The 21,729-nt window shown below is 73.4% G+C and carries 22 protein-coding genes; 8 read left to right on the top strand and 14 right to left on the bottom strand.

The genetic code is table 11. The features are described 5' to 3' along the window. Positions 1 to 110 precede the first annotated feature (110 nt). Positions 111 to 1,151, top strand: a complete 1,041-nt coding sequence (hemE, locus tag A6P39_RS11630) for a uroporphyrinogen decarboxylase (RefSeq protein WP_443053062.1) — start codon at positions 111 to 113, stop codon at positions 1,149 to 1,151. Position 1,152: 1 nt separating this feature from the next. Here hemE and A6P39_RS11625 read toward each other — a convergent pair whose 3' ends face one another. Continuing rightward, positions 1,153 to 1,977 carry a rhomboid family intramembrane serine protease gene (locus A6P39_RS11625; RefSeq protein ID WP_067047637.1) on the bottom strand — a complete coding sequence of 275 codons (825 nt, stop codon included), beginning with the start codon at positions 1,975 to 1,977 and terminating at the stop codon, positions 1,153 to 1,155. Between the two features lie 91 nt (positions 1,978 to 2,068). On the opposite strand from A6P39_RS11625, the gene A6P39_RS11620 reads away from it, so the two are divergent. After that, a complete protein-coding gene (locus A6P39_RS11620) occupies positions 2,069 to 2,368 on the top strand; it encodes a hypothetical protein (RefSeq protein WP_079133474.1) in 300 nt (99 codons plus the stop codon). A gap of 5 nt (positions 2,369 to 2,373) precedes the next feature. Here the strand turns inward: A6P39_RS11620 and A6P39_RS11615 are convergent, their stop codons facing one another. After that, positions 2,374 to 3,768 carry an FAD-dependent oxidoreductase gene (locus A6P39_RS11615; protein ID WP_067047631.1) on the bottom strand — a complete coding sequence of 465 codons (1,395 nt, stop codon included), beginning with the start codon at positions 3,766 to 3,768 and terminating at the stop codon, positions 2,374 to 2,376. Positions 3,769 to 3,965: 197 nt separating this feature from the next. Here A6P39_RS11615 and hemG point away from each other — a divergent pair, with 197 nt between their 5' ends. Together hemG and hemQ are read left to right on the top strand one after the other, a co-directional pair. After that, positions 3,966 to 5,420, top strand: a complete 1,455-nt coding sequence (gene hemG, locus A6P39_RS11610; protein WP_067047968.1) for a protoporphyrinogen oxidase — start codon at positions 3,966 to 3,968, stop codon at positions 5,418 to 5,420. 5 nt (positions 5,421 to 5,425) lie between these two features. Then, positions 5,426 to 6,157, top strand: a complete 732-nt coding sequence (hemQ, locus tag A6P39_RS11605) for a hydrogen peroxide-dependent heme synthase (protein WP_067047620.1) — start codon at positions 5,426 to 5,428, stop codon at positions 6,155 to 6,157. Between the two features lie 58 nt (positions 6,158 to 6,215). Here the strand turns inward: hemQ and A6P39_RS11600 are convergent, their stop codons facing one another. From A6P39_RS11600 to A6P39_RS11580, 5 genes are all read right to left on the bottom strand, one after another. Beyond that, entirely contained in the window at positions 6,216 to 7,868 is a 1,653-nt protein-coding gene (locus A6P39_RS11600) for an alpha/beta hydrolase (RefSeq protein ID WP_067047617.1), read from the bottom strand. A 149-nt stretch (positions 7,869 to 8,017) separates the two neighbouring features. Beyond that, complete coding sequence (locus tag A6P39_RS11595) at positions 8,018 to 8,824, bottom strand: TIGR04222 domain-containing membrane protein (RefSeq protein ID WP_067047614.1); 807 nt, start codon at positions 8,822 to 8,824, stop codon at positions 8,018 to 8,020. Between the two features lie 123 nt (positions 8,825 to 8,947). Next, entirely contained in the window at positions 8,948 to 9,718 is a 771-nt protein-coding gene (locus tag A6P39_RS11590) for a DUF4142 domain-containing protein (RefSeq protein WP_067047611.1), read from the bottom strand. Between the two features lie 253 nt (positions 9,719 to 9,971). Then, positions 9,972 to 11,300 carry a DUF692 domain-containing protein gene (locus A6P39_RS11585; RefSeq protein WP_067047608.1) on the bottom strand — a complete coding sequence of 443 codons (1,329 nt, stop codon included), beginning with the start codon at positions 11,298 to 11,300 and terminating at the stop codon, positions 9,972 to 9,974. A 119-nt stretch (positions 11,301 to 11,419) separates the two neighbouring features. Beyond that, complete coding sequence (locus tag A6P39_RS11580; RefSeq protein WP_067047605.1) at positions 11,420 to 12,097, bottom strand: aminoacyl-tRNA hydrolase; 678 nt, start codon at positions 12,095 to 12,097, stop codon at positions 11,420 to 11,422. A gap of 120 nt (positions 12,098 to 12,217) precedes the next feature. On the opposite strand from A6P39_RS11580, the gene A6P39_RS11575 reads away from it, so the two are divergent. Together A6P39_RS11575 and A6P39_RS11570 are read left to right on the top strand one after the other, a co-directional pair. Continuing rightward, positions 12,218 to 13,102 (top strand): ABC transporter ATP-binding protein, encoded by an 885-nt coding sequence (locus tag A6P39_RS11575; RefSeq protein ID WP_067047602.1) that lies wholly within the window; start codon positions 12,218 to 12,220, stop codon positions 13,100 to 13,102. Continuing rightward, positions 13,099 to 13,770 carry an ABC transporter gene (locus tag A6P39_RS11570; RefSeq protein ID WP_067047599.1) on the top strand — a complete coding sequence of 224 codons (672 nt, stop codon included), beginning with the start codon at positions 13,099 to 13,101 and terminating at the stop codon, positions 13,768 to 13,770. Before A6P39_RS11575 ends, A6P39_RS11570 begins: the two co-directional genes overlap by 4 nt. 14 nt (positions 13,771 to 13,784) lie before the next feature. Here A6P39_RS11570 and A6P39_RS11565 read toward each other — a convergent pair whose 3' ends face one another. The 7 genes from A6P39_RS11565 to zapE form a co-directional block, all read right to left on the bottom strand. Continuing rightward, on the bottom strand, positions 13,785 to 14,633 hold the full coding sequence (locus A6P39_RS11565) for a polysaccharide deacetylase family protein (RefSeq protein ID WP_067047595.1): 849 nt from the start codon (positions 14,631 to 14,633) through the stop codon (positions 13,785 to 13,787). Positions 14,634 to 14,704: 71 nt separating this feature from the next. After that, on the bottom strand, positions 14,705 to 15,256 hold the full coding sequence (locus tag A6P39_RS11560) for a YbhB/YbcL family Raf kinase inhibitor-like protein (RefSeq protein ID WP_199840831.1): 552 nt from the start codon (positions 15,254 to 15,256) through the stop codon (positions 14,705 to 14,707). A gap of 9 nt (positions 15,257 to 15,265) precedes the next feature. Continuing rightward, entirely contained in the window at positions 15,266 to 16,066 is an 801-nt protein-coding gene (locus A6P39_RS11555; RefSeq protein WP_067047590.1) for a slipin family protein, read from the bottom strand. 160 nt (positions 16,067 to 16,226) lie between these two features. Beyond that, positions 16,227 to 17,711, bottom strand: coding sequence for a SulP family inorganic anion transporter (locus A6P39_RS11550; RefSeq protein WP_067047587.1), 1,485 nt, complete (start codon positions 17,709 to 17,711; stop codon positions 16,227 to 16,229). A gap of 8 nt (positions 17,712 to 17,719) precedes the next feature. Then, positions 17,720 to 18,298, bottom strand: coding sequence for a carbonic anhydrase (locus tag A6P39_RS11545; protein ID WP_067047585.1), 579 nt, complete (start codon positions 18,296 to 18,298; stop codon positions 17,720 to 17,722). A gap of 131 nt (positions 18,299 to 18,429) precedes the next feature. Next, on the bottom strand, positions 18,430 to 18,768 hold the full coding sequence (locus A6P39_RS11540) for a hypothetical protein (protein WP_067047582.1): 339 nt from the start codon (positions 18,766 to 18,768) through the stop codon (positions 18,430 to 18,432). Positions 18,769 to 18,932: 164 nt separating this feature from the next. Further along, positions 18,933 to 20,036 carry a cell division protein ZapE gene (gene zapE / locus A6P39_RS11535; RefSeq protein ID WP_067047579.1) on the bottom strand — a complete coding sequence of 368 codons (1,104 nt, stop codon included), beginning with the start codon at positions 20,034 to 20,036 and terminating at the stop codon, positions 18,933 to 18,935. Between the two features lie 37 nt (positions 20,037 to 20,073). On the opposite strand from zapE, the gene A6P39_RS11530 reads away from it, so the two are divergent. Continuing rightward, positions 20,074 to 20,994 (top strand): pyrimidine reductase family protein, encoded by a 921-nt coding sequence (locus tag A6P39_RS11530; RefSeq protein ID WP_079133473.1) that lies wholly within the window; start codon positions 20,074 to 20,076, stop codon positions 20,992 to 20,994. Positions 20,995 to 21,141: 147 nt separating this feature from the next. Then, positions 21,142 to 21,615, top strand: coding sequence for an indole-3-glycerol phosphate synthase (locus tag A6P39_RS11525; RefSeq protein ID WP_199840830.1), 474 nt, complete (start codon positions 21,142 to 21,144; stop codon positions 21,613 to 21,615). The last annotated feature ends 114 nt before the right edge of the window (positions 21,616 to 21,729 follow it).

Here is a 21,729-nt window from a genome sequence, read left to right as displayed (position 1 = left end):
GGAAGCGCGGTCTTGTGCAGGGCAAGACACAGTACGGAGCCGCAGGCGGCCTCCGCTCAAGTCCCGATCCGACGGCATGCGAAACTTGCCCCGTGACCGCCAACGACAGCATGCAGCCGACAGCGACGTACGACAGCGCCTTCCTCAAGGCGTGCAGGCGCGAACCCGTGCCGCACACCCCTGTGTGGTTCATGCGCCAGGCCGGCCGCTCCCTGCCCGAGTACCACAAGGTGCGCGAGGGCGTTTCGATCCTCGAGTCCTGCACGCGGCCCGAGCTGGTCACCGAGATCACGCTCCAGCCGGTGCGCCGGCACGACGTCGACGCGGCGATCTACTTCAGCGACATCGTCGTCCCGCTCAAGGCCATCGGTCTCGACCTCGACATCAAGCCCGGCGTCGGCCCGGTCGTCGAGCAGCCGATCCGCACCCGCGCCGATCTCGCCCGGCTGCGCGACCTCACGCCCGAGGACGTCCCCTATGTCACCGAGGCGGTCGGCATGCTCACCCGCGAGCTGGGCGCCACCCCGCTGATCGGTTTCGCGGGCGCGCCCTTCACCCTCGCGAGCTACCTGGTCGAGGGCGGCCCCTCGCGCACGTTCGAGAACGCCAAGGCGATGATGTACGGCGACCCCGAGCTGTGGGCCGATCTGCTCGACCGGCTCGCCGACATCACGACCACCTTCCTGAAGGTCCAGATCGAGGCCGGCGCGAGCGCGGTCCAGCTCTTCGACTCCTGGGCCGGCGCGCTCGCCCCCGCCGACTACCGGGGCTCGGCCATGCCCGCCTCGGCGAAGATCTTCGACGCCGTCGCCGGGTACGGCGTCCCGCGCATCCACTTCGGCGTCGGCACCGGCGAACTGCTGAAGCTGATGGGCGAGGCCGGTGCGGACGTCGTGGGCGTCGACTGGCGCGTCCCGCTGGACGAGGCCGCCCGCCGCGTCGGCCCCGGCAAGGCGCTGCAGGGCAACCTCGACCCGACCGTCCTGTTCACGGACAAGAACACCGTCGAGGCCAAGGCCCAGGAGGTGCTCGACGCCGCCGCCGGCCTGGAGGGGCACGTCTTCAACCTCGGCCACGGCGTCATGCCGAACACCGACCCGGACGCGCTGACCCGGCTCGTGGAGTACGTCCACACGCGCACCGCGCGCTGACTCACCAGGTGTGGCGGGGCCGCGCACGTCTGCCGAACAGCAGGCCGCGCGGCTCCGGCGGGGGCGGAGTGCCGGGCTTGAGCGGCCAGGCGAGCAGCATGCCCGCCACGAATCCGACCACGTGTGCCGCGTAGGCCACCGTGCCGGCGCCGGAGACACCGTGCCCGGACGAGTACACCGCCTGCAGCACGAACCAGAAGCCCAGCACCAGCCAGGCCGGCAGCCTGAGCGGCAGGAAGACCAGGAACGGCACGAGGACCCACACCCGCGCGGCCGGCCACAGCACGATGTAGGCGCCGAGGACCCCGGCGATCGCTCCGGAGGCGCCGATCAGCGGTTCACCCGAGGCGGTGTTGAGCAGCGCGAAGCCGTATCCCGCCGCGTAACCGCAGACGACGTAGAAGAAGAAGTACCGGACGTGGCCCATCCGGTCCTCGACGTTGTTGCCGAAGATCAGCAGGAAGAGCATGTTCCCCAGCAGGTGCAGCCAGCTGCCGTGCAGGAACATCGCCGTGAAGACCGACAGGGGCGGCGACTTGTCGTAGGACGGCGGTCCCACGACACAGCCCGGCCCCTGCGGGCCCACGCCCACCTCGCCGGTCGGCACCACCCGGGGCATCCGATGGTGGATCAGCTCTCTGGGCACCGCCGCGTAGTGGTCCATGAAGGCCTGGAGATGGCACAGTTGCGCAAGATCGCTGCCGCCGGCCACGGAACCCGCTATGCCGGGCGTGGAGAGGAACACGAGGACGTTGGCCGCGATGAGCGCGTACGTCACCCATGGGGTGCGGCGCACCGGGTTCACGTCATGGACGGGTATGACCACACAGGAGTACTGCCCGGGACGGGGCGGGTGAACCGGTGAACGGTGGCGGGCGGGTGTGCGTATCTCTCCTCAACCGACGTGAGGACAGGCGATGAGCGAACGAGTTTCTCCTCCGATGCATGCTCTGCCCGACGGTGAGGCGGAGCTCTCCCTGGTGGTGCGGCTGCCCTGGGAGGACGTGGCGCGGCTCGGCCAGGAGGCGGGACGGCTGGCCGCGCAGACGGGGCGGCCGGTGACGCTGGACGAGGCGGTCAGCCACCGCCTGCGGTCCGCCCGGCCCGCGGCCACCCACGCGAGGCCCGCGGGCGAGCAGCCGGCCGCGGTGTCGTCCAGCGCGTCCGTGGCCTCACTGCCGCGGATCAGCGGAACCGCCATCAGCGGGTCGGCCTAGGCCGGTCAGGAGGCCCGCAGCTTCGCCGTCGCCTTTCTCGCCGCCACCAGCACCGGGTCCCACACCGGGGAGAAGGGCGGGGCGTAGCCCAGGTCCAGGGCCGTCATCTCCTCCACCGTCATCCGCGCGGTCAGCGCCACCGCCGCGACGTCCACGCGCTTCGCCGCGCCCTCCCTGCCGACGATCTGTACGCCCAGCAGCCGGCCCGTGCGGCGTTCGGCGAGCATCTTGACCGTCATGGGGGAGGCGCCGGGGTAGTAGCCGGCCCGGCTGGTGGACTCGATCGTGACCGTCTCGTAGCGCAGCCCGACCCGGCGCGCGTCCTTCTCGCGCAGTCCGGTGCGGGCGATCTCCAGGTCGCAGACCTTGCTGACCGCCGTGCCGACCACACCCGGGAAGGTGGCGTAGCCGCCGCCGGCGTTGGTGCCGATGACCTGGCCCTGCTTGTTGGCGTGGGTGCCGAGCGGCACGTACTGCTCCTGACCGGAGACCAGGTTCAGCACCTCCACGCAGTCGCCGCCCGCCCAGATGTTCTCGTGGCCGCGCACCCGCATCGCGAGGTCGGTGAGCAGGCCGCCGTGGCCGCCCAGCGGGAGGCCCGCGGCCCGGGCCAGAGCGGTCTGCGGGCGGACGCCGATGCCGAGGACCACCACGTCCGCGGGGTACTCGGCGTCCGCCGTGGCCACCGCGCGGACCGTGCCGTCGGCCGCGGTGAGGATCTTGGTGACCTCGGCGTCGTTCACCATGGTGATGCCGAGGCCCTCCATGGCCCGGTGCACCAGCCGGCCCATGTCCGGATCGAGCGTCGACATGGGCTCCTTGCCGCGGTTGACGACCGTCACCTCGAAGCCGCGGTTGATCAGCGCCTCGGCCATCTCCACGCCGATGTAGCCGGCGCCCACGACCACGGCCCGGCGGCCACGCGCGCGTGCCAGTGTTTCCAGCAGTGCCTGACCGTCCTCCAGGGTCTGCACCCCGTGTACCCCGGGGGCGTCGGCACCGGCCAGGTCCGGGCGGACCGGGCGGGCTCCGGTGGCGATGACGAGCTTGTCGTACGACGTCCAGGACTCGGCACCGGAATCGACGTCACGCGCGCGTACCCGCTGTCCGGCCACGTCGATCCCGGTGACCTCCGTGCGCAGCCTGAGATCGATGTTCCGCGCGCGGTGCTCCTCGGGCGTGCGGGCGATCAGGTCGTCCCGTCCGGGGACGTCGCCGCCCACCCAGTACGGGATGCCGCACGCCGAGAACGAGGTGAAGCGGCCCCGCTCGAACGCGACGATCTCCAGGTCCCCCGGGCCCTTCATCCGGCGTGCCTGCGACGCCGCGGACATGCCCGCGGCGTCACCGCCGATCACGACCAGCCGTTCCGTTCCGCCGCGCCCACCGCTCATGGTCATGGGAACACGCTACGGGGCCACGGCATTTCAGACCCGGCCGGACTCGGGCGCGTCCGGGTCCGGCGCCGGACGCGCCGACGGCAGCGGCCCCAGCGCGCTCATCGCGGGCGCGGGCTCCCGGTGCGGTCACGGTCCGGACTCGTCGCGAGCACCGGGCCGCGGCGGGAGTGTCAGTGGGGTCTGAGAGAGTGGAGGACATGAGCGCAACGGTTACGCGTACGGGGCATGTCGTCGTCATCGGAGCCGGGATCGCCGGGCTGGCCGCCGCCCACCGGCTGCTCGGGCGTGGCGCGCGCGTGACCGTGCTGGAGGCCGCGGACCGGGTCGGCGGCAAGCTGCTGCCCGGCGAGATCGCGGGCGTGCGCGTCGACCTGGGCGCCGAGTCGATGCTCGCCCGCCGCCCCGAAGCGGTGGCCCTCGCGCGCGAGGCCGGCCTCGGCGGACGGCTGCAGCCGCCGGCCACCGCGACCGCCTCGATCTGGACCCGCGGCGCCCTGCGGCCCATGCCCAAGGGCCATGTGATGGGCGTGCCCGGCACCGCCGCCGCGCTCTCGGGCGTCCTGTCCGACGAGGGCCTCGCCCGCATCGAGCGCGACGCCGGCCTGCCCCGAACCGAGGTCGGCGACGACGTGGCCGTGGGGGAGTACGTGGCCGCCCGGCTCGGCCGCGAGGTCGTCGACCGCCTGGTCGAGCCCCTGCTCGGCGGGGTCTACGCGGGCGACGCGTACCGCATCTCGATGCGCTCGGCCGTCCCCCAGCTCTTCCGGGCCGCCCGCACCCACGCCTCCCTCACCGAGGGCGTCCGCGAGATCCAGGCCAGGGCGGCGGCCGGCGGGCAGACCGGCCCGGTCTTCATGGGCATCGAGGGCGGCGTGGGCACACTGCCGCTCGCGGTCGCCGATTCCATCCGCGCGCGGGGCGGCGAGATCCTCACCGAGGCGCCCGTGAGCGAGCTGCGGCGCGAGGCCGACGGCGGCTGGCGGGTGGTCGCCGGGGAGCGGGTGCTCGGCGCCGACGCGGTGATCGTCGCCGTACCGGCCCCGGCCGCAGCCGGGCTGCTGCGCGCCGAGGCCCCGGAGGCCGCCGCCGAACTGCGGGCGGTCGAGTACGCCTCGATGGCCCTGGTCACCCTCGCCTACCGCCGCGCGGACGCGGCGCTGCCCGAGGGCAGCGGCTTCCTGGTCCCGCCGGTCGACGGCCGCACGATCAAGGCGTCCACGTTCGCCTCCCGCAAGTGGGGCTGGATCGCCGAGGAGGACCCGGACGTGGTCGTGCTGCGCACCTCCGTCGGCCGGCACGGCGAGACGGAGATCCTCCAGCGCGACGACGCCGCCCTGGTCGAGGTCTCCCGGCACGACCTGCGCGAGGCCACCGGCCTGGACGCCGCCCCCCTGCGGACGCGGGTCACCCGCTGGACCGACGGCCTGCCGCAGTACCCGGTCGGGCACCACGCGCGCGTGGCCCGCATCCGCGAGCACGTCGCCAAGCTGCCGGGCCTCGCGGTGTGCGGGGCCCAGTACGACGGCGTCGGCATCCCGGCGTGCATCGCGAGCGCCTACGCGGCCGCCGACCAGCTCGACGGCGACCTGAGCGGAATCCGGGAGCTGACGGCCAACCCGGTGCAAAGCCTCCACGGCGGAGCGGGAGAATAGGAACCATGAGCGACGACGCCCCCACCACCGAGCCCGGCAGGATCCCGAACAAGGGCAAGCTGGCCAAGGACCTCAACGAGGTCATCCGTTACACCCTGTGGTCGGTCTTCAAGCTGAAGGACGTGCTGCCCGAGGACCGCGCGGGTTACGCCGACGAGGTCCAGGAGCTGTTCGACCAGCTCGCCGCCAAGGACGTGACGATCCGCGGCACGTACGACGTCTCCGGCCTGCGCGCCGACGCCGACCTCATGATCTGGTGGCACGCCGAGACCAGCGACCAGCTCCAGGAGGCGTACAACCTCTTCCGGCGCACGAAGCTCGGCCGCGCGCTGGAGCCCGTGTGGTCCAACATGGCGCTGCACCGCCCGGCGGAGTTCAACCGCTCGCACATCCCGGCGTTCCTCGCCGACGAGACGCCCCGCAACTACGTGAGCGTCTACCCCTTCGTGCGCTCCTACGACTGGTACCTGCTGCCCGACGAGGACCGCCGCCGCATGCTCGCCGACCACGGCAAGATGGCCCGCGGCTACCCCGACGTGCGCGCCAACACGGTCGCCTCGTTCTCCCTCGGCGACTACGAGTGGGTCCTCGCCTTCGAGGCCGACGAGCTGCACCGCATCGTCGACCTCATGCGCCACCTGCGCGGCTCCGAGGCCCGCCGGCACGTCCGCGAGGAGATCCCGTTCTACACGGGCCGCAGGAAGGACATCGCGGACCTGGTGGCGGGCCTGGCCTGACAGTGGGCCCGGGGGGCAGCGGCCCGAAGGCGGAAAGCGGCGCCCCGTGGCGCAGCGCTCACCGGCCCTCGGCCCTGCCCTTGACCGAGCCCCGCTGCGACTTCTTGACCGGCGGGGCCGCCGCGGGCAACGGGTGCGGCGCGCACGACGCGCGCCGCCCAGGCACCCGGCCCTCCAGCAGGTACGCGTCGAGGTGGCCGTTGACGCAGTTGTTCGGGCCGCCCCCGATGCCGTGCGTGCCCGCGTCCCGCTCGGTCACGAGCGCCGAGCCGGCCAGCCGCCGGTTCATCTCCAGCGCGCCCGCGTACGGCGCCGCCGCGTCCCGCTCTGCCGCCAGGATCAGCACCGGCGGCAGCTCACCCGGACCGGTCCGCACGTCCAGCGGCTGCTGCCGGGGTGCCGGCCAGTAGGCGCACGGCAGGTTCATCCACGCGTTGTCCCAGGTCTCGAAGGGCGCGCTCCGGGCGAGCCGGGTGTTGTCCCGGTCCCAGGTCTTCCAGTCCGTCGGCCAGGGCGCGTCGTTGCACTCCACGGCCGTGTACACCGCATCGCCGTTCTCCGCCTGCGCGGCCGTGCCCGTGACCGGCGAGGCCAGCCGGACCAGCGGTTTCGGATCGCCCTTCAGATAGGCCGAGAGCGCGGCGGCCCGGCCCGGCCAGAAGTCGTCGTAGTACCCGGCCGTCAGGAACGCGTTCTGCAGCTGGCCGGGGCCGATCTTCCCGCCGGCCGCCTTCCCGGCCAGCCGCTTGCGCGCGGTGTCGTAGCTGCGCTGCACCTTCGCGGGGGTGTTCCCGAGCTTGTAGACGTCGTCGTGGCGGGCGATCCAGTCCTTGAAGTCCGCCCAGCGCTCCTCGAACGCGGCCGACTGCTCCAGATTGGACCGGTACCAGATCTTCTCCGGGGCCGGGTTCACCGCCGAGTCCAGCACCATGCGCCGTACGTGCGTGGGGAACATCGAGGCGTACAGCGCCCCGAAGTAGGTGCCGTAGGACGCGCCCACGAACGTCAGCCGGTTCTCGCCCAGCGCGGCCCGCAGGACGTCCAGGTCACGGGCGTTGTTCAGGGAGGTGTAGAACCGCAGCCTGCTCCCGGAGCGCTGGGCGCAGCCGCGCGCGTACGCCTTCGCCTGCGCGATCCGCTGCCGCTTGTACGCCTCCGACGGGTGCTCCGGTGCCGCGGTGGGCCCCGTGCCGAAGCGCTTCGGGTCCTCGCAGGACAGCGGCGCCGAGCGGCCCACCCCGCGCGGGGCGTAGCCGACGAGGTCGTAGGCGGCGGCGATCCGCTTCCACTGCGGGACCTTGCCGATGAGGGGGAAGGCCATGCCGGAGCCGCCGGGGCCGCCCGGGTTGTAGACGAGGGCGCCCTGCCGGGGCACCCGCTGCTTGCCGCCCCGCGGATCCTTCCGGGTCGCCCGGGTCCGGCTCACGGTCAGCTTGATCTGCGTGCCGTTCGGGTGGGCGTAGTCCAGCGGGACGCTCACCGTGCCGCACCGCAGGCTGCTCGGCGCCCGCGGGACGTCGGCGGGGGAGCACGCGCCGAAGCCGATGCCGGCCGCCCGGGCCCGGGCCGCGGCCACCGCGGTGCCGCGCAGCTCGGCGAAGCCCGGCGCACCGGGCACAGCGGGCGCGGCGCCGGCGCTTCCTGCCGGGGCGGCGGCCAGGGTGGTCAGGAGCAAGGACCCGGCGGCCGAGTACAGGGCGGCAGCTCTCATCGCGTATCCCTTCGGTGCGGCGGCGGCGCTGGCACGGCTGCCATGCCCCGGCGGCAACAAAAGGGATATTTCGTTCAGCGGTCAGGGAAGGCAAGCACCATCCGGCCGGTGTCGGCGGCAATGCCCCTGATGCGCGCCTCGGGCCACCCTCACTCCCGCCAGGGCTGGTCGCGGTGCGTGAACGCCGCGCGCAGCTCCGGCTCGCCGATCGCGCGGATCCCGCGGACGGCGACGGAGGTGAGGAACGACCGCTCGTCCCCGGCCGGCCTGCGGGTGAGTGTGCCGAGCAGCCGCAGCCCGGCCGGGGAGGCCCACCGGGAGTACGGATGCACCTCGAACCGGGCGATGACCAGGCAGCTCAGGGACAGCGTGAGGGGCAGGGCGAACCACAGGCCGATCAGCAGCCGGGGGGTGCCGGTCTGGAGGGGCAGCAGCAGCGCGGTCGCCCCGAGCGCGGCCACGGCCAGTGCGGCGGCACGTACCTGGCGGACGGCCGCCGCCACGGTCGTACCGGCACCGTCGGGGACGGCGAGGCCGGCGCGCTCCAGCCGGTCGGCGAGCCGCCGTACGGCTTCGGTCCCGGCCGCACGGGCCCGCACGGGCTGGATCCGCGACTGGCCCTGTGGCCCTATGGCCCTTATGACGGACTGCTCCATCTCGTCGCGTCCCCGCGGGTCCACCACCGTGGCCCAGCCGGTGTGTGCGAGCAGCAGGCGGCGCTGGCGGGCCATCGAGACCATCGTCACATCGGCGACCCGGGAGGGGCCGCCGGAGAGGAAGGCCGCCTCGTACAGCGTCAGACGGTGCTCCCGGTCCGCCGCCGGAACAGCCGCCTCGGCCGTCACAGCCGTGTCATCCGTGTCCGACGCTGCCGCGCGGACGGCGGCCAGGCACAGCCGGGTGCACGCCGTACCGGCGAAAGCCCAGGCCAGGAGCAGGAGGAGGACCCAGAACATGACGCGTTTCTATGCCAGAGGCCCGGGTGGACGCCATGTCTTTTCAGCATTCGGACGGAGTGTGGCCGGTATGTGACGTTCCGTTTCCTGATCTGATCGCTGAGTCCGCCGAGTCCGCCGGCGTCAGGGGCTGCTCGGCTGCGGGCTCGCGGCGGCGGGCGGCAGGGAGTACGACTCGCCGGGCGACGGTGTCACCGGGACGACCGCGCTCGGGGCGACGGCCGGCGGGGTCGGCACGGGGGTGGGCGAGGCGGCCAGTTCCTTCGCGAGCGCGGTGAAGTCCACGTACCCCGTCGCCTCCATGACCTTGATGTGATCCAGGACGGTCGCGTTGGCGTCGTCGGCGAGGTCGCGGACGAGGGAGTTCTGGGTGTCGGACCGGACCTGGGCGACCAGCGTGAACACCCGGCCGTGCGCGAGGCGCAGGATGGCGGCGAACTTGCGGTCGAAGTCCTCTCCCTGTGCCGCCTCAAGGGTGGTGAGCCACTGCTTCTGCTGGGTGTTCGGCTCGTTGGGCAGCGGTACGCCGAGCTGGGTGGCGACGGTGCGCACGTGCGCGTCCAGCGAGGTGTGCCCGTCGACGAGGTGCTGGCCCGCGGTGCGTACGGCGGCCGTGGTCCCCTTGCGCTCCGCCAGCTGGCCGGCGGGCAGCTCCCAGAGCCCCGCGAGCCGGACCTTGGTGATGAAGTCCTGGTCCTGCGCCGACAGCGGACCGTAGGGCGTCGTGACGGTCCGTGCGCTCAGCACGTCGGCGCCGGCCCCGGCCGTCTCCTGCCGGTCGGCGTACGACCACAGCGGGTACAGCAGTGCCGCCGCGGTCGTCGCGAGGGCCGCGATGACGAGTCCGGTGCCGTTGAATATGCCTCGGCCCTTGATCGGGGGGCGGGGTCGCATGGCGCCTCCTGTAGCGCACCGCACGCGAGTGTGCATGGGGGTGCGTGCGACTTGGCATATTACTGGCGCCGCGACCGCCCGCGGGCGGGGCGAGGGGCCGAGGGCCGCCGTCCCGATGCGGTGCGTCGGCGCCGGCGGCCGGGCATCGTGCCTGGCAGCGCCCACGGCGGCGGCGGAGCCGCATGCCGATACGGCCCCGCACCCTCCGGGGCGCTTGCACCCGGCGGCGCCGGTGCGTGGCCCCTTGCCCGGTTCAGCCCCGGTGCCGCAGCAGTACCCTCCGGGCCGTACGGGCCAGCCGCCCGCCGGACGGCCTCGGTGCCGCTCCTGCCCGGTCCAGCCACCACTCCCGCAGCTCCCGCCGGGCCCCCGCCTCCTCGGGCCGCCCGGCGCGCAGCAGATGCCCGGCGAAATCCAGCGCGTCCCGCCGGTACCCCCCGCTCATCGGCCGCTCCCGTGCGTACTCGAGGAACAGCGCCCGGTACCCGGTGCCGAGGATCACCGGCAGCTCCGGTGCCACCTTCGCCACCACGTCCGCCCGCTTCGCCGCGAGCGCCCGCGCCTGCACCCGCATCCGCGCCCGGTCGAATCCCTCGGGCACCGGCGTCCCGGCCACCAGCGAGGACAGCACGGCGGCCTGGGCGACACCGACCCGCTCCCGCGCGCCGGCCACCGGCCGAGCGAGCAGACCGACACCGCCGCCGACCGAGCGGGCCCTCCCGACCGCCGAGCCGGCACCCCCGCCCGCCGAGCCGGTGCCGCAGGGTGTCGCCGCCTCTCGGATCAGGGTCAACTCCCGTTCCAGTTCGGCCGGTTCGGGGAAGTTGTCGTCCCGTTCCAGCAGGACACCGGGCGGGGCGGTCCGGGAGGCGAGGTCGGTCAGGATGTCGAGGACGGGGCGCGGTACGGGGTGGGCGTGGCTGTCGTGCCAGACGCCGTCCCGTTCGAAGCCGCCCGCCACATGGACGTAGGCGATCGCCTCCAGCGGCAGCGCGGCCAGTGCCTCGGCGGGGTCCTCGCCCCGGTTGACGTGGTTGGTGTGCAGGTTGGCCACGTCGATCAGCAGCCGTACGCCGGTGCGTTCGACCAGCTCGGACAGGAACTGCCCCTCGGTCAGCTCCTCGCCCGGCCAGGAGAGCAGCGCGGCGATGTTCTCCAGGGCCAGCGGCACGGGCAGGGCGTCCTGGGCGATGCGGACGTTCTCGCAGAGCACGTCCAGGGCGTCCCGGGTGCGCGGCACCGGCAGCAGGTGCCCGGCCTCCAGCGGCGGGGAGACGGTGAGCGCGCCGCCCGCGCGGACGAACGCGATGTGCTCGGTGACCAGGGGCGAACCGAGGGCCTCCGCGCGCTCCGCCAGCGCCGTCAGGCGGCCCTCGTCCGGGCGGTCGGCGCCGCCGAGGCCGAGGGAGACCCCGTGCGGGATCACGGTCACGCCGCGCTCACGCAGCCGCAGCAGCGACTCCGGGAGGTGACCCGGGCAGACGTTCTCCGCCACGACCTCCACCCAGCCGATCCCCGGCATGCGTTCCACGGCGTCCGCGATCTCCGGCCGCCACCCGATCCCCGTGCCCAGTCGCCGCATGGCCCCTCCCCTCGTACGAATGACGGAGGTATGGCCCCGGCGGGCGGACCCGAATCCCCTTCTTGTCGCGTTCAGAGCAACATTTGAGGTTCAGCCCAGCCTTGAGCGGGCCGGAGCATCTAGCGCAGCGCCGGGTGGTCGGCGACGACCGTGCAGCTGCCCGGTGCGATCTCCGTGAAACCGGCATCCCGGACGAGCGGCAGCCCGCTGCCGGTCAGCCGGGCCCAGTCGGCGGGGTCGGCCGTGCGGACGCAGAGCGCGAAGCCCGTGTCCCGCCAGGCCGTGCGCTCCGCCGCGGACAGCGCCCACCAGGCCAGCTGGGCGCCGTGCCCCGCCTGGGCCATGGCCTTCCCGGCCGACATCTCCAGCTCCGGATTCAGCCACAGCACCGGCTGCGCCGGATCCGCCGCGACGGGCGGCTCCGGGTCGTCCAGCTCGGTGCCGGACACCTGGAGCTTCGCCAGGTCCTTGGGCCAGCCGTCCAGCGGGATCGGCGGGAAGACCCGTACCTGCGCGGCCTTGCCGGTCACCGTGATCCCGGGCAGCGTCTCGGCCCGCCGCCACTCGGCGCCCCGGGCTCGCCGCACAACCTTGCGGATCCGTGCGTCCTCCCAGTTCCGCACCGCATCGGCCCACTCGCCGTCACCGTTCGCGCGCGCGTCCCCGAGCAGTACGAGCACGGCCCGGGCGGCCGTCTCCAGCGCGTCGGTACGGGCCGGCGGGGCGGTGCGCTCGATCCGCACGACGAGGGGGAGGACGAACTGGGGTGCTTCGTCCCGGCGGTCGCTCGGGGGCATGGAATCAGGGCTCACGTCAGCCAACCCTAAGGGGCGCGGCGAAGTGCCCGACCGGCCGAAGACGTCTCGTGGACCGGACCCTTGACCGGCCGCCGCGGCGGGATCGGACAAAATCACCTCATGCAACGTGACCTACGACTGATCGGCGTAGGCCGCCGCTACGGCATCCGCGGCCCCTGGGTGTTACGAGGCATCGACCTCACCGTCGCACCCGCAACCCTCACCCGCATAGAAGGAGCGAACGGCACCGGAAAGTCCACCCTGCTCCGTCTCCTCGCGCGCCTGGACGCGCCGACGGAGGGCCGTGTCACCGGCCGCCCCCGCACGGCATACGTCCCCGAACGCTTCCCCTCGGCGCTGCCCTTCACCGCCCTCGGCTACCTCACCCGCCTCGCCGCGGTGCACGGCCTGAGCCGCGGGACCGCGCAGCGCGCCGCCGGCACCTGGCTGGAGCGGTTCGGCGCGAGTGCCCACGCGGGCACCCCGATGGCGCGGCTGTCCAAGGGCAGCAGCCAGAAGGTCGCCGTCGCCCAGGCCCTGCTCGGCGAGCCGGAGCTGCTGGTGCTGGACGAGGCCTGGACCGGCCTGGACGCGGCCGCACGGGCCGAGCTGGAACGCGCGGTGGCCGAGCGGACCGCCGCCGGGGGCGCCGTGGTGTTCGTCGACCACGACCCGCGCCGGCTGGCCGGAGCGCCGGACACGACGTACACCGTGCGCGACGGCGGGCTCGAACGCCGTACCGGTGGCGGGAGTTCACCGGCCGGGCCGCTCGCCCTGGTCACCGCACAGGGTCCGGCCGGCGGGATCCTGCCGCCCGACGCGGCCCGTACCGTCACCACCGCCGACGAGAGGGCCCCCGGCAGCTACCGCCTCGCCGTCCCCGCCTCCCACTCGGACGTCCTGCTGCGCGCCCTGCTCACGGCCCGCCCGCCCTGGCACGTCGTGAGCGTCACCCCGCCCCCCGACGACGACCCGCCGTCTCCCGACCCCGGAAGCCGCCCATGACCGCACTCCTGCGCTACCAGGCCGACCTGCTGGTGCGTTCCCAGCGCTGGCTGCCGCCGGTGATCCTGTACGCCGCGTTCCTGGTGATCGGCGTGCAGAGCGGCCAGCCCGTTCTCAACTCGCTCGGCTACACGGCCGCAGGACTCCTCCCGGTGGCCGCCTGGCTGGTGCGGATCTGCGTCACCGGTGAGCCGGACGCGGCCCGCGCCTGTGTCGCCGCCGCGCGCGGCCCCGCCCGGGCACACCTCGCCTGCCTGCTGACCGCGCTGTCCGCGGCGGTGGCCCTCGGAGTGGTCGCGACCGCGGTGGTGGCGCTGATCAGCGCCCCCGCGAGCGACGACCACCAGATCCACGTACCCACGCTGAAGGCCGGCGCGGCCGGGCTGCCCGCCACGCTCGCCTGCGCGCTGCTCGGCGCGGCCGTCGGAGCGCTCACCAACCGGCCGGTGCTGCGCTCCACCGGCCGGGCGGTGCCCGCGATGCTGCTGGGCGCGCTGCTCGCGGTGGTGCTCACGGGCTCCCCGGCGCAGGCCGCGGTCAGCGGACTGGTCTCCGGTTCGCAGACCGGCCGGGTGCCGGTGCCGCTGCTGCCGCTGGCCGGGGCGGCCCTGCTCACGGCCGCCGCCTTCGCCGCGGCGGGCGGCCTCGCCGCCCGCCGGTCACCCTGAGGGGACGAGGACGCTCAGCGTCGCCCGCCGCTCTGCCCGATCAGCTCGGAGACCTTGACGAACCGGTAGCCGCGCCCGCGCAGTTGCGGTACGAGGCTTTGGACGACCCGCTCGGTGCCCGGGGCGGCGCTGCGGCTGCAGTGCATGACGACCACCGAGCCGGGCCGCACCCGCGTCAGCACCTGCCGGGTGACCGCGCCGGCGTCCGTGGCGAACGCGTCGCCGCCCACCACGTCCCACTGCACCGCGGTGACCCCGACCCCGTTCAGCGCGCGCAGCGCCTGCCGGTCGTAACAGCCGCCGGGGAAACGGAAGTACGGCATCGGGTGCGGCACTCCCGCCCTGCGCAGGGAGGCGTACGCCCGTGTCACCTCCGAGCGCATCTCGGCGGCGGGCACGGCCGGCAGACCGTGGCAGTCGTCGGTGAACGCGTGGTGGCTGTAGGAGTGGTTGGCGACCTCGAACTGCGGGTCGCGGCCGAGGCTTTGGGCCTCGGTCGGGTACTCGTCCGCCCAGCGGCCCGTCATGAAGACCGTCGCCGGCACCTTCAGCGCGCGCAGGGTGGCGATGAGGTCCGGGTTGTCGAAGTGCTCGCCGGCCGCCGCGCGGGGGCCCTCGTCGGCGGTCATGTCGGCGTCGAAGGTCAGCGCGACGCTCTTGCCCAGGGTGCGCGGGCCGTGCTCGAAGACCGGGGTCAGACCGCCTGGACCCGGCGCGAGCACGGGCGGGCGCGGGGCGGGCGGCAGGACGGAAACGGCGGTGGCCTCGGCCCGGACCTGCCGGGCACCGTCCGCACTTCCGCAGGCGGCGAGCGCCACGCCCAGGACACAGATGGCGGTGATACGGCGTGCTGGTGGGATCACCGGACGAACGTAAGGCTGCTTGTTGGTTTGTATGCCGGTATACGGCACAGCGCGACGGCGTGGTCACCCGGCTAGCGGCCGTATCGGCCGGTCAGCGTTCCCGTGGCCAGAGTGTGCCCCGACAAGGCCCGAAGCAGGTCGCCCGGGCTCGCGTGCGCCGGGAGCGAGAGGCGGCCGTCCGCGGCGTACACCGTGAGGACGTAGTGATGCGGACGGTCCCCGCGGGGTGGGCAGGGGCCGCTGTAGCCCGGCTTCCCGAAGTCGTCGGTGCCTTCCGTCGCGCCGTGCGGGTGTTCGCCCGCCGAGAGGTGTGCGGTGTGTGCGTCGACGTCCCATGCCAGCCAGTGCGTGAACGCGCCGTGCGGGGCGTCGGTGTCCTGGAGGAGCAGGGCCAGGGAGGCGGTGTGCGCGGGTACGCCGGAGAAGGCGAGCGGGGGTGAGACGTTCTCGCCGTCGCAGGTGAAGCGGCGCGGGATCGTGCCTCCCCCGGCGTACGCGGTGCTCGTGACCGTCATACGCGCCGCGGTCGTGGGGGAGGGGGCACTGTCGCCCTCGCCCCCTCCGCCTGCGCATCCGGATACGCAGGCCAGCGCGGCCACCAGGGCCGCCACGCTCTTACGCATGCCGGCACGCTAGCCGGAACGTGCCTCTCCGTCACCGTCCGGCGCGGGCTGCTGAGCACCCCGTTCCAGGAAGTGCAGCAGCTCCACCGGGATGGGCAGGACCAGCGTGGAGTTCTTCTCGGCCGACACCGCCATCACCGTCTGCAGCAGCCGCAGCTGGAGGGCGGCCGGCGTGTCGGCCATCTGCTGGGCGGCCTCGGCGAGCTTCTTGGAGGCCTGCAGTTCGGCGTCGGCGTTGATGATCCGGGCCCGGCGCTCCCGGTCGGCCTCGGCCTGGCGGGCCATGGACCGCTTCATCGTGTCCGGCAGCGAGACGTCCTTGATCTCGACGCGGTCGACCTGGATGCCCCAGCCGACGGCCGGGCTGTCGATCATCAGCTCCAGGCCCTGATTGAGTTTCTCGCGGTTGGACAGCAGGTCGTCCAGGTCGCTCTTGCCGATGATCGACCTGAGGGACGTCTGGGCCATCTGCGACACCGCGAACTTGTAGTCCTCGACCTTCACCAGGGCGCTCGCCGCGTCGACCACCCGGAAGTAGACGACCGCGTCGACCCGGACGGTGACGTTGTCGCGGGTGATGCCCTCCTGGGCCGGGATCGGCATCGTGACGATCTGCATGTTGACCTTGTGCAGCCGGTCCACGAACGGGATCACCAGGGTCAGGCCGGGTGTGCGTTCGCTCCCGGCGACCCGGCCGAGCCGGAAGAGCACGCCGCGTTCGTACTGCTTGACCACTCGTGCGGCCATCGCCAGATAGATCACACCGGCGGAACCCGCCGCCGCGATGGCGCCCAGCAGCTCCTGGAGCATGGTGACCTCCTCACGGAGAGGTCCGCTTTTGTCCGCTGCTGTAACCATATGCCGATTGGGCCGGTCTGCCGAGGGGTCCCGGCGGACCGGGCCGGGATGCCGAGGGGCGTCGGCACCCCGGCCCGGGGACCGTGGCCGTCGGACGGCGTGTGCGGCGGCGTCAGGCGGCCTGCGCCGCCGTGACCTCCACCGGTTCCGTGCCGGCCGCGCTGTGGCGTGCGGCCCAGTTCTCCAGGGCCGTGCGGCAGGCGTGGTCCAGGTGGTGGAGGCCGGACAGGTCGAGGCGGACCGGGCGGTCCTGGGGGAGGGACTCCAGGCTGTCGAGGATCTTCGGCAGCCGCAGGAAGGTCGCGTTGCCCGACAGATACGCGTCCACCGGGCCCGCACCCTTGTCGATGACCTCCAGCTTGACGTGCGAGGCCTCCCAGGCGGTCTTGACCACCGCCAGCGCCAGGCCTGTCAGTACGCCCTCGAACATGCTGACCGCCACGATCGAGACCGCCGTCACGGCCAGGATCAGTGCCTCGCCGCGCTGCTCGCGCCACAGCGCCGCCAGCGCCCGGACCGGCACCAGCTTGGCGCCGGAGTGGATCAGGATGCCCGCGAGCGCCGGGACCGGGATGTGGGCGAGCACGTCGGGCAGCAGCGCCGCGAACAGGAGCAGCCATATGCCGTGCAGGACCCGGGAGGCCTTCGTGCGGGCGCCCGCCTGGACGTTGGCCGCGCTGCGCACGATCACCGCGGTCATCGGCAGCGCGCCGAGCAGCCCGCACACCGCGTTGCCGGTGCCCTGGGCGATCAGCTCCTTGTCGTACGCGGTGCGCGGCCCCGAGTGCAGCCGGTCCACGGCCGCCGCGCTGAACAGCGACTCGGCGGACGCGATCAGGGTGAAGGCGACGACCGTGCCGAGCACCCCGACGCCCGCCAGCTCGCCGAAGGCGCTCGGCGGCGGCGGCTGGATCGAGCCCAGCAGGCCCTGCACCTCGACCGTGGCCACCGGCAGGTCCAGCGCGAACGCCGCGAGCGTGGCCAGTGCGACCGCGGCCAGCGGGCCGGGCAGCGTGCGCACCTTCGCCGGAGCGTGCTTCCACAGGAGGAGCACCGCGATCGTGCCCACGGCCACGGCGAGCGAGGACAGGGCCGGGCCCTCGCCGAGGGCGTCCCGGAAGGCCCCCGGCAGCCCGGCCACTTTGCCCAGGCCGGAGTCGGGGGCCTTGGCCGCCAGCGCCGGATACAGCTGCCCGGCGATGAGGACCAGACCGATTCCGGCCAGCATGCCCTCGACCACGGAGACCGAGATGGCGCGGAAGTAGCGCCCCAGCTTCAGCAGGCCCATGCCCACCTGGATCGCTCCGGCGGCGAGCACGATCACGCCGAGCACCGGCAGGCCGAACTCCTTGACCGCCTCGAAGACGAGCACGGTCATGCCGGCGGCCGGCCCCGACACCTGCAGGCTGCTGCCGCGCATCAGCCCGGTGACGAGACCGCCCACGATGCCGGTGACCAGGCCGAGTTCGGCCGGGACGCCGGAGGCGACGGCCACGCCGACGCACAGCGGCAGCGCGACCAGGAAGACGACGAGGGAGGCGGCGAAGTCCTGCCGCACGTACGGGAATCGGGATATGAGGGTGTTCTTGCCGGTCATGGGCGTGCTCACAGGGACTCGAAGGTGTCGGTGTGCGGGCGGTGCGCCCGAACGGCGCCGGTGTGCACCTCGTAGTACCAGGCGTGCAGGCCCAGCCGGCCCTCCGCCAGCTTCCGCTCGACGCACGGGTACGAGCGCAGCCGCAGCAGCTGGGTGAGGACATGGGCCTGCACGCCCTGGGCGACCTCCGGGTCCTCGGCCGCGCCGGCCGGGCGCGGGGTGGCGTGTGCGAGCCAGTCGCGCACGGCCGGTACGGCGGTCAGGTCGTCGCCGCGCACGAGCGCGCCGACGGCGCCGCAGTGCGAGTGGCCGCAGACGACGATGTCGCGCACACCGAGCACCTCCACGGCGTACTCGATGGTGGCGGCCTCGCTGGTCGGCTGCTGCGAGGTGTGCGGCGGGACGATGTTGCCCGCGGTGCGCAGCTCGAACAGCTCGCCGGGGCGGGCGCCCGTGATCAGGGCGGGCACGACCCGGGAATCGGAGCAGGTGATGAAGAGCACCTGCGGGGACTGGCCTTCGGCGAGCTTGGCGAACTCCTCAGGGCGCTGTCCGAAGGTACGGGCGTTGTCGATGAGGGGCTGCATGTGTGTGGGTTCCTCCTGGCGCGCCTGCACGGGCGCGTCGGACTTGAACGACGGTGTGGGGGATGGGGAATGGGGGGAGGGGGGATGGTGAGGGACGAAGTCCCGGTGACCGGGCCGGTTCTGACGGGCTGTCAGCAGCGGAAGACCTGTAGCGCCGCCGGGGTGTGGGCTCTGCAGGGTCTCGGGGCGCGCCGGTCGACGGCGGCGGGGGTGCCCGGCGTGCCGGCACCGGTGGCCCGGCCGGCTATGAGCGGGTGCTCCTGCGCGCAGCGCGAGCCGGAGGCGCGGGTCATGCCCGCCTCGTCGCTGACCGGCTGTTCGGAAGATGCGGTTCCGGTCTCGGCTTTGGCCGTTGCTTCGCTGAGAGTGTGCGCGGGTGTGAAGGTTCCCGAGGGTGCGAAGAAGAGCAGGGCCAGCAGAGCGGCGGCAAAGGCGGTGAGCACGCTCCGGGCCGTCGTACCTCGGAACATGTGCCTCCTTCCGCCGCTTCGCGTCTCTTGCGCACACCAAACATGGGTCAATGGATGGTCAAGAAACAGATTAACCCTGCAAAGTCCTTTGCAGGGTTAACTGCGCGTTACGAGCGCAAGAGAGCGTGAAAAGCGTCGGTGGCGTGGCGTGATCTGGCTCTTGACTACGAGCCGACGAGCCCCTTGGCGTCGCGGGCCAGGGCGGTGAGCCGGGAGATCGCGCGGAAGTACTTCTTGCGGTAGCCGCCGTTCAGCATCTCCTCGCTGAACAGCTTGTCGAAGGGAAGCCCCGAGGCCAGCACGGGGACCTCGCGGTCGTAGAGCCGGTCCGCGAGCACCACGAGCCTGAGCGCGGTCGACTGGTCGGGCACCGGCTCCACGCCGGTCAGGCACACGGCCCCGAGCCCGTCGGTCAGTGCGCCGTACCGGCTCGGGTGGACCTTGGCCAGGTGCTCCAGCAGATGCGGGAAGTCGTCCAGCGAGGCGCCCCCGGTGGCGTACGCCGCCTTCGTCACCTGTTCGTCGGTGAACGGCGCCGGTGCCTCGGGCAGGCCGCGGTGCCGGTAGTCCTCGCCGTCGATGCGCAGGGTGCGGAAGTGGGCCGACAGGCCCTGTATCTCACGCAGGAAGTCGGCGGCGGCGAACCGGCCCTCGCCCAGCTTGCCCGGCAGTGTGTTGGAGGTGGCGGCGAGCGCGACGCCCGCCTCGACCAGCTTGCCGAGCAGGGTCGACACCAGGACCGTGTCGCCCGGGTCGTCCAGCTCGAACTCGTCGATGCACAGCAGGCTGTGGCCGGAGAGGGTGCGCACCGTCTGCTGGAAGCCGAGGGCGCCGACCAGGTTCGTCAGCTCCACGAAGGTGCCGAACGCCTTGCGGGCGGGCTCGGCTGGCGTGGCGTGCCACAGGGAGGCGAGCAGGTGGGTCTTGCCGACGCCGTAGCCGCCGTCCAGGTAGACCCCGCGCGGGCCGGCCGGGGTCTTGGGCGCCCTGGCCCTGCCGAAGCCGAAGAAGCCGCGCTTGCCGGCGCCGGAGGCGTGCGCCCCGCCGAGTCCGGCCGCGAAGCCCTCCAGCACCTTCACCGCCTCGGTCTGGCTGGGCTGGTTCGGGTCCGGTATGTACGTCGAGAAGCGGACCGAGTCGAAACGTGGCGGCGGCACCATCTCGGCGACCAGCCGGTCCGCGGGGACGTGCGGCTCACGGGCGCACAGGGAGAGGGGGCCCGCGTGGGTCAGGGGGCTGGAACCGGGGGCTGTGGTGGAGGACGACACGGTTATCCATGCTAAGCGCCGTGTCACACTGCACGACATGCGACGCCTGTTCCCTGTGACCGACGAAACAGCAGCCCAGGCCTCCGGGGCCCGCGACGGAGGCACGGGGGGTGGGGGCGACGCCGGGGCGGGCGGTGCTCCTGCTGCCGCCGGGGCCGCGGGAGCTGCCGGAGCCGGGGCCGCGGGAGCTGCCGGAGCCGGCGGGACCGGAGCCGGTGCGTTCGCCGACCGCGAGTGGAGTCTCGCCGAGCTGGCCGCCGCCTACGCCTACCCCGAGCCCGGCCCGGGGGAGCCGCAGCCGTGGCTGCGCGGCAACATGGTCTCCACCCTGGACGGCGCCGCCCAGCACGGCGGTCGCTCGCAGCCCATCTCCTGCGCCGCCGACATGCGCATCTTCGGCACCCTGCGGGCGCTCGCGGACGTCGTCGTGGTGGGTGCGGAAACGGTACGGCAGGAGGGCTACCGCCCGGCACGCGCGCGTGCCGAGTTCGCCGCCGCGCGTGCGGCGGCCGGGCAGGGTCCGGCACCGGCGGTCGCGGTCGTCACCGCGAGCCTGGACCTGGACTTCTCGCTCCCGCTGTTCACCTCGCCCCTGGTGCCCACGCTGATCCTGACCGGCGCCGCGGCCGCCCCGGACCGTGTCGCCGCCGCCGAGAAGGCCGGCGCCACCGTGGTGGTCGCCGGTGAGGGCATGGGCATCGACCCCGCGCGCGCGGTGCACGCCCTCGCCGGCCTCGGCCACACCCGGTTGCTCACCGAGGGCGGGCCCCGGCTGCTCGGTCAGCTGATCGCCGCCGAGGTGCTGGACGAGCTGTGCCTGACCCTCTCGCCGATGCTCACCGCGGGGGGCGCGCAGCGCATCGCCGGGGGCCCGCAGGTCACCGTGCCGCGCCGGTTCGAACTCGTGTCCCTCCTTGAGGAGGCCGGTTTTCTGTTCGGTCGTTACCGTCGATCCTGAGAAGAGCGGAAAGAGCGGAAAGATCGGAATGTGTCGTTCCGCTTGGCTTCCGGAGGGCAGACTTAGTCCGGCAGAACCCGTGCGTTCGCGGGGCAGGATGGTTTCCGCAGCGGTCTGGTGAGGGCCCCGGAGGAGAAGAGGCGTTCGGTGTTCACAAGCGTTCTGATGATCGAGAAGGCCTTGACGTCCGCCGACGTGGAGTTCGTCACCACCTTGCACGGGGACGAGCCGGTCACCTTTCACGTGCTCCTCCAGCCGCGCGGCGACCAGGCGGACCGCCTGCTGCGGGCCATCGACGACATCGCGCTCGGCGAACTCGACGAGGCGGTGCGCGAGCACGAGACCCCGGAGGGCGAGGAGGCGCGGGGGATCGGGCAGCAGGCGCTGGACGTCTCGTTGCAGGCGCTGCGGGCCGCCGGCAGCCCGGCCGAGGGCCGGATGGTCGAGGACCATCCGCTGGACGCGCTGAAGTCCCTTGTCGCGGAGGTGTCCGCCGACGAGGTCATCGTGCTGACGGATCCGCACTACGTGGAGGAGTTCTTCCACCGGGACTGGGCGTCCCGGGCCCGGCACAAGGTGGGTGTGCCTGTGCTGAAGCTGTTCTCGCACAGCAAGACCTGATCGCCGCGGGGGTGGACGGGCGCCGGCGGGTGCGCGTCGCGGTTGCCGCTCGAGCCGTTCCCCGCGCCCCTTCGGGTCGGCATAGGCTAGGCCTGCTCCAGCCCGCACCGTACT

This window comes from Streptomyces sp. FXJ1.172, assembly GCF_001636945.3.
GTDB lineage: Bacteria > Actinomycetota > Actinomycetes > Streptomycetales > Streptomycetaceae > Streptomyces.
Note: the sequence above shows the minus strand (reverse complement) of the source record. Positions and strands in the feature narration are given on the sequence as shown.